The 12,723-nt window shown below is 64.3% G+C and carries 11 protein-coding genes; 5 read left to right on the top strand and 6 right to left on the bottom strand.

The window, feature by feature from the left end:
* Positions 1-377 precede the first annotated feature (377 nt).
* The 4 genes from grpE to pabB all read left to right on the top strand — a co-directional run bounded on the left by grpE (position 378) and on the right by pabB (position 6,226).
* Positions 378-935: a nucleotide exchange factor GrpE gene (gene grpE, locus IHE30_RS10750; RefSeq protein WP_443193645.1), complete on the top strand. Its 558-nt coding sequence runs from the start codon at positions 378-380 to the stop codon at positions 933-935.
* 147 nt (positions 936-1,082) lie between these two features.
* Positions 1,083-3,020 carry a molecular chaperone DnaK gene (dnaK, locus tag IHE30_RS10745; protein ID WP_337690472.1) on the top strand — a complete coding sequence of 646 codons (1,938 nt, stop codon included), beginning with the start codon at positions 1,083-1,085 and terminating at the stop codon, positions 3,018-3,020.
* 163 nt (positions 3,021-3,183) lie between these two features.
* The gene (dnaJ, locus tag IHE30_RS10740) at positions 3,184-4,311 is read left to right on the top strand and encodes a molecular chaperone DnaJ (protein WP_337690471.1); all 1,128 of its coding nucleotides are present in this window, start codon (positions 3,184-3,186) and stop codon (positions 4,309-4,311) included.
* 1 nt (position 4,312) lies between these two features.
* On the top strand, positions 4,313-6,226 hold the full coding sequence (pabB, locus tag IHE30_RS10735; RefSeq protein WP_337690470.1) for an aminodeoxychorismate synthase component I: 1,914 nt from the start codon (positions 4,313-4,315) through the stop codon (positions 6,224-6,226).
* Positions 6,227-6,257: 31 nt separating this feature from the next.
* Here the strand turns inward: pabB and panB are convergent, their stop codons facing one another.
* Genes panB through hda form a run of 6 tightly spaced genes read right to left on the bottom strand, consistent with a single transcriptional unit; the run spans position 6,258 to position 11,526 of the window.
* A complete protein-coding gene (panB, locus tag IHE30_RS10730; RefSeq protein WP_337690469.1) occupies positions 6,258-7,076 on the bottom strand; it encodes a 3-methyl-2-oxobutanoate hydroxymethyltransferase in 819 nt (272 codons plus the stop codon).
* Between the two features lie 22 nt (positions 7,077-7,098).
* On the bottom strand, positions 7,099-7,791 hold the full coding sequence (locus tag IHE30_RS10725) for a deoxynucleoside kinase (RefSeq protein WP_337690559.1): 693 nt from the start codon (positions 7,789-7,791) through the stop codon (positions 7,099-7,101).
* Positions 7,788-8,330, bottom strand: a complete 543-nt coding sequence (folK, locus tag IHE30_RS10720; RefSeq protein ID WP_337690468.1) for a 2-amino-4-hydroxy-6-hydroxymethyldihydropteridine diphosphokinase — start codon at positions 8,328-8,330, stop codon at positions 7,788-7,790. Before folK ends, IHE30_RS10725 begins: the two co-directional genes overlap by 4 nt.
* 46 nt (positions 8,331-8,376) lie before the next feature.
* Complete coding sequence (gene pcnB / locus IHE30_RS10715) at positions 8,377-10,113, bottom strand: polynucleotide adenylyltransferase PcnB (RefSeq protein WP_337690466.1); 1,737 nt, start codon at positions 10,111-10,113, stop codon at positions 8,377-8,379.
* Positions 10,110-10,808, bottom strand: coding sequence for an HAD family hydrolase (locus IHE30_RS10710; RefSeq protein ID WP_337690465.1), 699 nt, complete (start codon positions 10,806-10,808; stop codon positions 10,110-10,112). Before IHE30_RS10710 ends, pcnB begins: the two co-directional genes overlap by 4 nt.
* A gap of 10 nt (positions 10,809-10,818) precedes the next feature.
* Positions 10,819-11,526, bottom strand: coding sequence for a DnaA regulatory inactivator Hda (gene hda, locus IHE30_RS10705; RefSeq protein ID WP_337690558.1), 708 nt, complete (start codon positions 11,524-11,526; stop codon positions 10,819-10,821).
* Between the two features lie 114 nt (positions 11,527-11,640).
* Between hda and purM the strand changes: the two genes are divergently transcribed.
* Positions 11,641-12,702: a phosphoribosylformylglycinamidine cyclo-ligase gene (gene purM, locus IHE30_RS10700; protein ID WP_337690463.1), complete on the top strand. Its 1,062-nt coding sequence runs from the start codon at positions 11,641-11,643 to the stop codon at positions 12,700-12,702.
* The last annotated feature ends 21 nt before the right edge of the window (positions 12,703-12,723 follow it).

The following is a 12,723-nucleotide window of genomic DNA, read 5'->3' as shown; positions in this document are numbered from 1 at the left end:
TATAGCGAAGTGTAGGTCAGCGCCGGCGGGCGCTCAATCTATTTGCGACGCAATAGACGGAAAATCGTGTCAACCATACGTAAATCGCGTAACCCATGCGGGAAATGGGGTAACGGCATATTGCCACGCCACGCGTGCCACGCCATACGGCGCTGCGCTGCGACTTTTTGCAGCGCACTATTGAAAAGGTCTGCGTTGACCCCATGTCGATTGCGCAACCGCGGCTTCCCGCGCCCTAGCGCCCGTCGGGGCGGCCGAGGGCGGGAAGAGCCGAATCGAACCATTGACTGAAATTGACCACGGCCATCATGGAAGAGAAGCAAGCAAGCCAGAATCGCCCCGCATCGGATACTGAACCCACCGGCAACGGCACGCAAATGGCGCAGGACGCACCGGTGCAATCGGCCGAGGCTCAGCGCGAGGTCGCCGCGGCGGCACAGCCGGGCGCCGACAATGGGCAATTGGACGAGGCCAATGCCGCCGCTGAGGCCAACGCCCTCGAGCAAGCGCATGCCAAGATCGCCGAGTTGCAAGAGAGTTTTTTGCGCGCCTGCGCGGAAACCGAGAACGTACGGCGGCGCGCGCAGGATGACGTCGCCAAGGCGCACAAGTTCGCGATCGAAAGTTTTGCCGAACACCTGCTGCCGGTCGTCGATAGCCTGGAGGCTGCGCTGGCGGACAACGCTGGCGACTTGGCGAAGGTGCGTGAGGGCGTTGAGTTGACGTTGCGTCAATTGTCGAGCGCGCTGGAGAAGGGGCGTGTCGTGCAGATCAATCCGGTCGGCGAGAAATTCGACCCGCACCGGCACCAGGCGATTTCGATGGTGCCGGCCGAGCAGGAGGCCAACACTGTCGTCAGCGTGTTGCAAAAAGGCTACGTGATCGCCGACCGTGTGCTGCGTCCGGCGTTGGTTACCGTGGCTGCCCCCAAGTGAGCGCGGCCGGCGTCTTGCCACGGCAAAGCCCGCATGCACGCCAGGGTATTGAAATCGGCGCTGTTGTACCCACGTTGTGGGCAGACGTGAATGAATGACCGCGTGCTGCGCGGGTCTAGCTAGATCAAAGCCAGGAGATTAGTAAAAATGGGCAAGATTATCGGGATCGACCTCGGTACCACGAATTCGTGCGTGGCGCTGATGGAAGGCAACCAGGTGCGGGTGATTGAGAATTCGGAAGGTGCACGCACGACGCCTTCGATCATCGCGTATATGGACGATGGCGAGATTCTGGTCGGCGCGCCGGCCAAACGTCAGTCCGTGACGAACCCAAAGAACACGCTGTTTGCCGTCAAGCGGCTGATCGGCCGTCGCTTTGAAGAGAAGGAAGTGCAGAAGGACATTGGCCTAATGCCTTACCAGATCATCAAGGCGGACAATGGCGACGCGTGGGTGCAGGTGCGTGACAAGAAGCTCGCACCGCCGCAGATTTCCGCCGAAGTGCTGCGCAAGATGAAGAAGACGGCCGAGGATTACCTGGGCGAGCCGGTGACTGAAGCGGTGATCACCGTGCCGGCGTACTTCAACGACAGCCAGCGGCAAGCCACGAAGGATGCGGGCCGCATCGCCGGCCTGGACGTGAAGCGGATCATCAACGAGCCGACTGCCGCGGCGCTCGCATTCGGACTGGACAAATCCGAGAAGGGAGATCGCAAGATCGCGGTCTATGACTTGGGCGGTGGCACGTTCGACATCTCGATCATTGAGATCGCGGACGTGGACGGCGAAATGCAATTCGAGGTGTTGTCGACCAACGGCGACACGTTCCTTGGTGGCGAGGACTTTGATCAGCGGATCATCGACTACATCATCGGTGAGTTCAAGAAGGAGCAGGGCGTCGATCTGTCCAAGGACGTGCTCGCACTGCAACGGCTGAAGGAAGCGGCCGAGAAGGCCAAGATCGAGCTGTCGAGTTCGGCACAAACCGAGATCAACCTGCCGTATATCACGGCGGATGCGTCCGGCCCGAAGCACTTGAACCTGAAGATCACCCGCGCGAAGCTGGAGGCGCTGGTCGAGGAGCTGATCGAGCGCACGATCGAGCCGTGCCGGATCGCGATCAAGGACGCGGGCGTGAAGGTCAGCGACATCGATGACGTGATCCTAGTGGGCGGCATGACGCGGATGCCGAAGGTGCAAGACAAGGTCAAGGCGTTCTTCGGCAAGGATCCGCGTCGCGACGTGAACCCGGACGAGGCGGTCGCGGTTGGCGCGGCGATCCAGGGCCAGGTACTCTCCGGCGACCGCAAGGATGTGCTGTTGCTGGACGTGACGCCGCTGTCGCTGGGCATCGAGACGCTCGGCGGCGTGATGACCAAGATGATCAACAAGAACACGACGATCCCGACCAAGCACACGCAGGTGTACTCGACGGCCGACGACAACCAGTCGGCGGTGACGATCAAGGTGTTCCAGGGTGAGCGCGAGATGGCGGCTGGCAACAAGCTGCTGGGCGAATTCAACCTGGAAGGCATCCCGCCCGCGCCGCGCGGCGTGCCGCAGATCGAAGTGACGTTCGACATCGACGCGAACGGCATCCTGCATGTGCATGCGCGTGACAAGGGCACTGGCAAAGAGAACAAGATCACGATTAAGGCCAATTCGGGCCTGTCCGAGGCTGAGATCGAGAAGATGGTGAAGGATGCTGAGGCGAACGCCGAGGAGGACCACCGTCTGCGCGAGCTGGCCGACGTGCGCAACCAGGGTGACGCGCTGGTGCATAGCACGAAGAAGGCGCTGTCCGACTACGGCGACAAGATCGACGCGAGCGAGAAGACCGCGATCGAGGCTGCGCTCAAGGAACTGGAGGAAGCGCTGAAGAGCGCGTCCGACAAGGCACAGGTTGAGGCGAAGATCGAGGCGCTGTCGAAGGTGTCGCAAAAGCTCGGCGAGAAGATGTACGCCGACATGCAGGCTCAGGCGGGTGCGGCCGGGGCGGCGCCCGACGCGCAGTCTGCTGCGCCGTCGGGCAAAGCCGAGGACGACGTCGTCGACGCCGACTTCAAGGAAGTGAAGAAGGACTGAGTGAAGCGGCGGTGGCGGCCGGTGGGCGGTGCGCAAGGCGTGCTGCGTCCACCGGACTGGCCACCTGTGTGCCATCGTGCACCGCAGCACGATGGCGAAGACAGCGCGCCTGGCGGGCTTAGCGGCTCTCCGGGCCCATTTTGTTTTGTGGCATTGACTCGATATGGCCAAACGGGACTACTACGACGTGCTGGGTGTCGCCAAAAATGCGTCCGATGACGAAATTAAGAAGGCGTATCGGAAGCTGGCAATGAAGTACCACCCGGACCGCAATCCTGGCAATAAGGAGGCGGAAGAGCGTTTCAAGGAGGCGAAGGAGGCCTACGAGATGCTGTCCGACTCGCAGAAGCGCGCCGCGTACGATCAGTACGGCCATGCGGGCGTGGACCCGAACATGGGCGCCGCCGGTGCACAAGGCTTCGGCGGCTTTGCCGATGCGTTCGGCGACATCTTCGGCGATATCTTTGGGCAAGCCGCGGGTGGTGGCCGGCGTGCCGGTCCGCAGGTGTACCGCGGCGCGGACCTGCGCTACAGCATGGAGATCACGCTGGAGCAGGCTGCGCATGGCTATGAGACGCAAATCCGTGTGCCGAGCTGGGCATCGTGCCAGGTATGCCATGGCTCCGGCGCGAAGCCGGGCACCAAGCCCGAAACGTGCCCGACCTGCCATGGGCAAGGCCAGGTGCGCATGTCGCAGGGTTTTTTCAGCATCCAGCAGGCGTGTCCGAAGTGCCACGGCACTGGGACGTACATTCCGGAGCCGTGCGCCCATTGCCACGGCGTTGGCAAGGTCAAGGAAACCAAGACGCTGGAGGTGAAGATTCCCGCCGGCATCGATAACGGGATGCGGATCCGTTCCGCCGGCAACGGCGAGCCGGGTATCAATGGCGGTCCGAACGGCGATCTGTATGTGGAGATCCACATCAAGCCGCACACGGTCTTCGAGCGTGACGGCGACGACCTGCATTGCCAGATGCCGATCGCATTCACCGCCGCGGCGCTGGGCGGCGAGATCGAGGTGCCGACGCTGGCCGGCAAGGCATCGTTCACCGTGCCAGAGGGCACGCAATCGGGTAAGACGTTCCGTCTGCGCGGCAAGGGCCTCAAGGGCTTGCGCTCAAGTCTGCCGGGCGACCTGTACGTGCACGTGCAGGTGGAGACGCCGGTCAAGCTGACCGATACGCAGCGTGACCTGCTGCGCCAGTTCGAAAAATCGCTGCTCGAAGGGGGTGCGCGGCATAGCCCGCAGAGCAAGGGCTGGTTCGACCGTGTGAAGCGCTTCTTCGATTGACATGATGGCATTTGACGCCGGAGTGGGGCGGGCCGCGGGCGATCCCGGCAACACCCGCGTGTTCGCGTTGCTCGACGACTGTGCGCCCGGCGAGGCGTCGGCCGATGCCCCTGTATGTCGCTCGCGTCTTTATACGGCGTTTTCGCATGAGCGCATTTGCACCGATCCTGGCCGGCTCGATGCGCTGCTCGCCGAAGTCGACGCCGATCTGCGCACGGGTCTGCATGCGCTGTTGCTTGCGGATTATGAATGGGGGGTACGGCTGCAATGCCCGGCCAAGCGGACCGGCGGCGGTGCGCTGCGCATTCTTCTGTTTCGTGAGTTGCGCCGCCTGTTCCCGGAGCAGGTCGCAGCGTGGTTGCAGCAGCAGGACGATGGCCGCGCGGATCCCGGGGTGGCCGGCATCGCGAACGTACGCAGCAGCGTCACGCGTGACGCATTCGACGACGCGATCACGCGCATTCATGCAGCATTGCACGACGGCGATTCCTATCAAGTCAATTATACGTATCGGCTCGCGTTCGAGATGTTCGGCTCGGCGCCTGCGTTGTATCGACGCTTGCGGGCGCGTCAGCCGGTGTCGTTCGGTGCGTTGCTGGCGCTACCCGACGGCACCCATGTGCTGTCGCTGTCGCCCGAACTGTTCGTTGAGCATCGTGGCGGGACGATCGTCGCGCGGCCGATGAAAGGCACGGCGCCGCGGGAGAATGAAGCGCAACTCGACGCGCGGCAAGCGCGGGCGCTGGCCACCGACGACAAGAACCGGGCTGAGAACCTGATGATCGTCGACTTGCTGCGCAACGATCTGGGCAAAATCGCGCGGACCGGCTCGGTTCGCGTGCCTGCACTGTTTGCGGTTGAGCCGTACGCGTCGGTGTGGCAAATGACGTCGACCGTGCATGCGCGCGTGCGTGATGAGATCAGGTTTGCCGACGTGCTGCGGGCGCTTTTTCCGTGTGGCTCGATTACCGGCGCGCCGAAGGTGCGCACGATGGCGTTGATTGAGTCGATTGAGACGACACCACGCGGGTTGTATACCGGCGCGATCGGGTGGCTCGATACGCCTGCCGACGCACACACGCTCGGCGATTTTTGTTTGTCGGTGGCTATTCGCACGCTGGTGCTGGAGCCGCGATCGGCTCCCGACATGGGCGTCGACGTGCGGGCGGGCACGTTCGGGGTGGGCGCCGGCATTGTGCTGGACAGCGTCGCGCATGACGAATATTTCGAATGTGCATTAAAGGCTCGCTTCTTGACCGAGGCGGATCCCGGCTTCCAGTTGTTCGAGACGATGTATGCAACGCGGGATGGCGTGCGGCACGTAGACCTTCATGTCGCCCGTATCGAGCGCAGCGCGCACTATTTTGGCTTCCCGTTCGAGGCCAGCGTGTTTGCGGCGCGGCTCGCAAAGGACTGCGCGGCGCTCACGCCGGGCGGCGCCTATCGGATGCGCGCGACGCTGCGCAAGGACGGGGTGATCGACGTCAGCGCGGCGCCATTGCTCCCGCTTGCGCCCAGTCCGGTGCGCGTGCTGTTGGCTGACGATCACGGCATGGCTGCGCCGGACCCGGATGATCCGTTGCTGCGTCACAAGACCACCTGCCGGAATGCCTATGATCAGGCATGGCGGCTGGCGGAAACCCATCACGCGTTTGACCTGTTGTTTTTCAATCGGCGTGGCGAGTTGACCGAAGGCGGCCGCAGCACGGTATTCGTGCAAATCGACGGCCGCTGGGTCACCCCGCCGCTGGCCAGCGGCGTATTGCCCGGCGTCATGCGCTCGGTGCTGCTCGCGGACCCAGCGTGGCAGGCCATCGAGCGGCCGATCACGCGTGCCGACTTTGAGCGCCGCGATGCGCTCGTGGTCTGCAATGCGCTGCGCGGCGCGATGCCGGCACAGTTGCTTCGCCGCTAGCTTCGCCTTCTTCGCCTGAAGCGACGTCGATTCAGAACGTGTGCTCTGCGGTGGGGAACGTCCGTTCCTTGACTGCGCGCACGTAGGCCTGGACGGCGGCCTCGATCGACGGCTGGCCGACCATGAAATCCTTGACGAACCGAGGCCGTTTGCCAGGGAACACGCCTAGCATGTCATGCAACACCAGTACCTGACCCGAGCAGTCGATTCCGGCACCGATGCCGATGGTCGGAATTGTCAGCGCCGCGGTGACCTGGGACCCCAGCGTAGCAGGAATCGCTTCAAGCACGACCATCTGCGCGCCGGCCTGCTCGATCAACTGGGCGTCCTTTTTCAACTGTTCGGCCGCCAAATCGTTCTTGCCCTGGACCTTGAAGCCGCCGAGCGCGTGCACCGACTGCGGCGTGAGTCCCAGGTGCGCGCAGACCGGCACCGAGCGTTCGACCAGGAAGCGGATCGTCTCGGCAAGCCACGCGCCGCCCTCAAGCTTGACCATCTGCGCGCCCGCCTGCATTAGCTTGACGGCGCTCGAATACGCGTCTGCCGGCGTACCGTAGCTGCCAAACGGCAAATCCGAGATGATCAGCGCATCGCCGCGGCTGCCGCGTGCCACACTGGCAGTATGGTACGCGATATCCGCCACGCTGACCGGCAACGTCGTGGCCTGGCCCTGCAGCACGTTGCCGAGCGAGTCGCCGATGAGGAGCACATCTACACCCGCGCGCTCGAGCAATGCCGCAAAGCTCGCATCGTAGCATGTCAGCACCGCGATTGGCTCGCCGGCCTCGCGCATCTGCTGAAGGCGTGGAACAGTGACGGCGCGACGGCCAGAATCCTGCAAATAGTTCATAACAAATAATCCTAGGAGAGCGTCATCGCGCCGTGCCCTTTACCCATACCGCCTTGCGGCCGCGCATCGATCCGATGTGCTTGACCAGCAAGTCCAGGTCTGCGTCAGATTCTGCCAGATCCAGATGGTCGGTATTGACGCTGAGCAGCGGCGCGTCGTCGTAGTGATAGAAAAATTCGCTGTACGCGTCGCACAATGTGCGCAGGTACGCATCGGTGATATGCGTCTCCATCGGAATCGCGCGCTTCTGGATCCGGGCGAACAGCGTTTCCGGACTGGCCTGAAGGTAGATCACGAGATCTGGCACTGGCCGGGCGAGTGGCACGCGTGCGGCCAGCGCGCGATACAGCGTAAATTCATCGTCAGGCAGCGTCAGGCGGGCAAACAACTCATTTTTCTGCGGCAGAAAGTCTGCGGCGAGCGGCGTGCCGCGCTGCCGCGCATCGGCTATCGCACGCATTTGTGTTTCGCGCTGCAGCAGGAAGTCCAACTGCGCCGGTAACGCGTAGCGCGCGTTGTCGTGATAGAAGCGCTCGAGGAATGGGTTGTCAGTCGCGCGCTCAAGCAGCGTCTGCATGGACCAGCGCGTCGCCAGTTGCGTCGCCAGCGTGGTCTTGCCGACGCCGATTGGCCCCTCGATCACCAAGTAGCCGAGGGGTGTGTACTGCGCCGACGCATGAACGGTCAGCGGTGGCACGGCGGCGGACGGGTTCATCGGCGCGGCCCCGACTTGCCGCCCACGATCGCCGCGGCGATGCGTCGGAACGGACATTGGCAGGTCTCGACCTTTTCGATGCGCTGCGACGCGACGCCAGGCAAGTAACGGTCCGCACGGCCCAGCGCGGGAATCTCGATCGCTGCGTCCAGTTCGAGCAGCGGCACTAGTGCGAACGCCCGCGCGGATAGCCGCGGGTGCGGCACCGTCAGGTCGTGCTCATCGAGTTGCGCGGTGCCGTACAGCAGAATATCGATGTCCAGCGTCCGAGGTGCGTTCCGGTACGGGCGCTCGCGGCCGAAGTGCTGCTCAATGCCGTGGCATAGGGCGAGCAGCTGCCGTGCGGCAAGCGTGGTATCGATCTTCACCACGCAATTGTAGAAGTCGTTGCCACCGGCATCGACCGGGGCGGTGCGGTACAGGCTCGATTTCGCGAGCACGGTGACGGGAGCCTGCTGCGCGAGGCAGACCACGGCGTCCTTCAGCGTCTGGCGTGCGTCGCCAAGGTTCGCGCCCAGGCCAAGATAGGCTACGGTCATGACGTCGACTCCTGCTGCATTCGATGGTCGGCGTGCGCGCAAGCCGCTAGGCGTCGCCGTTGCCGCGTGGTTCGCCGTTGCCACGCGGTTCGCCGTCGGTCGGCGATGCGGCCGGCCGGGCGCCTTCGCCAGGATCCTGGCGGTGGCGCGAGCCGCCACGGCGCCGGCGCTTGCGCGGCGAGCGCTCCTTGTCGCCCTGCGCCAGCAGCGCCTCGCGCGTGTCCGGATCGCCGGCGATGAAATCCGTCCACCATTGACCGACCGACGCGTCCAACTCGCCCGCCTCGCAGCGTAGCAGGAGAAAATCATAACCTGCCCTGAACCGCTGGTGCTCCAGCAGCCTCAATGCGCTGCGGCCGGAGCGCTTCTCCAGCCGGGGTTGCAGCCCCCAGATTTCGCGCATGTCGGCGGTATAGCGCTTCTGGATCGCGAGCTTTTCGGTCTGCTGGTCGAGCACGTCGTCCATGGCTCGATGCAGCGCCGGGATCGAATGCTCGCCGCCGGCCTCGTATTGCTGCCAGCGCAGTTGCATTTCGTGCCACAGCAGCGAGGCGAACAGAAACCCGGGTGAGACCGGCTTGCCCAAGCGCACGCGCTCGTCGGTATGGGTCAGCGCAAGCGTAATGAAACGCTCCCCGCTGGGCTGTTCGAGCACCACGTCCAGCAACGGCAACAGCCCATGGTGCAGGCCCAGCGCGCGCAACTGCTTCAGGCAGCCGAGCGCGTGCCCGGACAGCAGCAGCTTGAGCATCTCGTCGAATAGCCGGGCCGCCGGCACGTTGTTGATCAGATCCGCCAGTTCGGCGATCGGCGCGTGCGTCGACGATTCGATCGTGAAGCCTAGCTTGGCCGCGAAACGCACGACACGCAGCATCCTGACCGGATCCTCGCGAAAGCGGGTGGCTGGCTCGCCGATCATTCGCAGCACGCCGGCGCGAACGTCGTCCATACCGCGATGGTAGTCGAGCACGGTCTGCGTCGCCGGATCGTAGTACATCGCGTTGACGGTGAAGTCGCGCCGCGTCGCGTCCTCGTGCTGCTCGCCCCAAACATTGTCGCGCAGCACGCGTCCGCTCGCGTCCACCGCATGCGTGCGCCGGTCCAGCTCGCCGCGCCGCAGCTTGCGCGGTGGCGCGGCCGGTGCGCTGTGCGCGGATTCGGCGTCAGCGGGCGCCGCATCCATCAGCGCGCGAAACGTCGACACTTCGATGATCTCCTGTCCGAACTGGACGTGGACGATCTGAAAACGCCGGCCGATTAACCGGGCGCGGCGGAACAGCTTGACGACCTCGTCCGGCGTGGCGTCCGTAGCGACATCAAAATCCTTCGGCGCGATATTGAGCAGCAGGTCGCGCACCGCGCCGCCGACGATGAATGCGCGGAAACCGGCTTGTTGCAGCGTGTCGGTGACGCGGATGGCATGGCGCGAGATCAGCGCCGGATCGATACGATGGATGTCGGCTGGCACGATCACCGGTACTTGGGCTTCGCCACCGGCAGCAAGATGGCTGCCGGCATGGCCGCCAGCGGCTAAGGCGTTGCGGCGTGGCGTGCGGCGTGCTGGCTTGCGTGACGCCAGCCTAGCGTCCTGCGCGGCCCGCGCGTCAGCTGGTGCGTTGCGCTGCTCGTCGCGCGTCGCGTTGCGTCGACGGCCGGTCGGGGCGATGCCCGGGTTGGCATGGGCGCCGCTTCGATCGGTGTCGGCGCCGTGCGCCGTGTCGGCCGGCGGGGTGGCATCGCCGCTACGCGAGCCGAACAACTTGCGGATGAATTTTGTAATCACGTCGATTGGAACAGTTCAAGGATGCGCCAACCACGAGCCAGCGCATAGTCACGCAGCTTCTCGTCCGGATTGGTCGCCACCGGGACGGTGACTTTTTCGAGCAGCGGGATGTCGTTGTGCGAGTCGCTATAGAAGTAGCTGTTTGCAAAGCTTGTCCAGTCGCAGCCGAGTGAATCCAGCCACGCCTGCACGCGTACGATCTTGCCCTCGCGGTAGCTCGGCACGCCCATCGGCTTGCCCGTGTACGGGCTATCGGGATGCCCGTCCGTCGTCTCCACTTCGCACGCGATTAACGTCTCGATGCCAAATGCTTGCGCGATCGGTGCGGTGATGAATGCGTTGGTCGCCGTCACGATGCAGCACAGGTCTCCCGCTTCCTGGTGCTCGCGCACCAATGCGCGAGCGGCGGGCAGGATTCGCGGATTGATGACCTCGTGCATGAATAGCTCATGCCAGTCGTCCAGTTGCCGCCGCGAGTATTTGGCCAGCGGAGTGAGCATTGCGCGTAGGTACGCATGGATATCGAGCTTGCCTGCCTGGTAGTCAGCGTAGAAGCGGTCGTTTTCGCGCGAGAAGCTGTCGGCATCGACAATGCCGAGCTTGACCATGAAGCGTCCCCACTCGTGGTCGCTATCGGTGGGGATCAGCGTATGGTCCAGGTCGAACAGGGCGAGATTGCGTGCGGTTTTCGTCATGAAGCGCATTTTACTTGAAGCTGTCCGCCAGCATCGCACGCAGCAGCGGCAGCGTGACCGCGCGCTTGTGCTCGAGGGCGAAACGGTCGAGCTTGTCCAATACGCGCATCAGGCTGGGCATGTCGCGGCGGTAGTGCGTGAGCAGCCATGTCGGTACGTCGTCGGCGAGCGTCAGGCCGCGTTCGCGTGCGGCCTGCTTGAGCACGGCTGCCTTGCCCTCGTCGGCCAGCGCGCCGAGATGGAACACCAGGCCCCAGCCCAGGCGCGTGCGCAAATCCTCGCGCACGGCCAGATGCAGCGGCGCGGCATTGCCGGTGGCCACTAGCGCGCTGCCGGGGCTGGCGCGCACCTCATTGAACAGGTTGAACAGCGCGATCTGTTGTGCATCGGCGAGCTGGTCGACATCGTCAACCGCATAAATCGCGACACGCGGATCGTAGCCGAACGCCGACAGCGGGCTGGGTGGCGCGACAAAGCGCGCGCGGCCGCTGGATGCGCCGGCCACCAGCGCCTGCAGCAGGTGGCTGCGCCCGCTCCCGGCGTCCCCCCATACGTAGAACGTGCGATCCGCGACCGGTCCGGCCGCGAGAGCGGCGTCCAGGCCGGCGAGACGGGCGACCAATTCAGCATGGGCGCCGGCGAAGAAGTTCTCGAATGTCTTCGGCGGCGGCGTGCCCAGATCGAGTGTCAGTTGACGGTGGGAAGCAGACGAGGTCAGCACGGGTGGCAAGGTCCAGGAATGCGGTTTTGACGAGATCGTGCGGTCGGCACACTCGCATCGGGTAAAATTGCAATTTTACCGACCTTCCCGCGAGCTTCTCGCGCTCTCGCCATGAATCAACCGAAATCCACTCCCGGCACGCAGGCGCCGGGCCTGTCCTACCGTGACGCGGGCGTCGACATCGACGCAGGAGACGCGCTCATTGACCGCATCAAGCCGTTCGCGAAAAAGACGATGCGCGACGGCGTGCTGGCGGGCATCGGTGGATTCGGCGCGCTGTTTGAGGTACCGAAGAAATACCGCGAGCCGGTGCTGGTCTCCGGCACCGACGGCGTGGGCACGAAGCTCAAGCTCGCGTTCCATTTGAACCGGCATGATACGGTCGGGCAGGATCTGGTGGCCATGAGCGTCAACGACATTCTCGTGCAAGGCGCCGAGCCGCTGTTCTTCCTCGACTATTTCGCCTGCGGCAAGCTCGACGTCGAGACAGCGGCGAGCGTGGTCAAGGGGATTGCCGCCGGGTGCGAGCTGGCGGGCTGCGCGCTGATTGGTGGCGAGACGGCCGAGATGCCAGGGATGTATCCGGACGGCGAATATGACCTGGCCGGATTCGCGGTCGGGGCAGTCGAAAAAAGCCAGATCATCGACGGCAGCACGATCGGCGCTGGCGATGTGGTGCTGGGCCTGGCCTCCAGCGGCATCCACTCGAACGGCTATTCGCTGGTGCGCAAGATCATCGAGCGCGCGGCGCCGGACCTGCACGCCGATTTCGACGGCCGTTCGCTGGCCGATGCGCTGATGGCGCCCACGCGCATCTACGTGAAGCCCATGCTCGAGTTGATGCGGCAACTTCCGGTCAAGGGTATCGCCCATATCACAGGGGGTGGGCTTGTCGAGAACGTGCCGCGCGTGCTGCCCGAGCAGTTGTGCGCGGAACTGGACCACCGCGCATGGCCGTTGCCGCCCCTGTTCACGTGGTTGCAGCAGCACGGTGGTGTGGTCGACGCGGAGATGCACCGCGTTTTCAACTGCGGGATCGGGATGGTGGTCATCGTCGCGGCCGAGCATGCGCAGGCGGCTGCCGGCGTGCTGTCGGCTGCCGGCGAGCAAGTGTGGACGCTCGGCACGGTGCGCGAGCGTCACGCCGGCGACGCACAGACGATCGTGGTTTGACGTCACGCACGCAGACGTGAG

It is taken from the genome of Mycetohabitans sp. B46 (genome assembly GCF_037389205.1).
In the GTDB taxonomy this organism is placed as follows: Bacteria; Pseudomonadota; Gammaproteobacteria; order Burkholderiales; family Burkholderiaceae; genus Mycetohabitans.
This window is presented reverse-complemented; position numbering and strand designations above follow the sequence as displayed.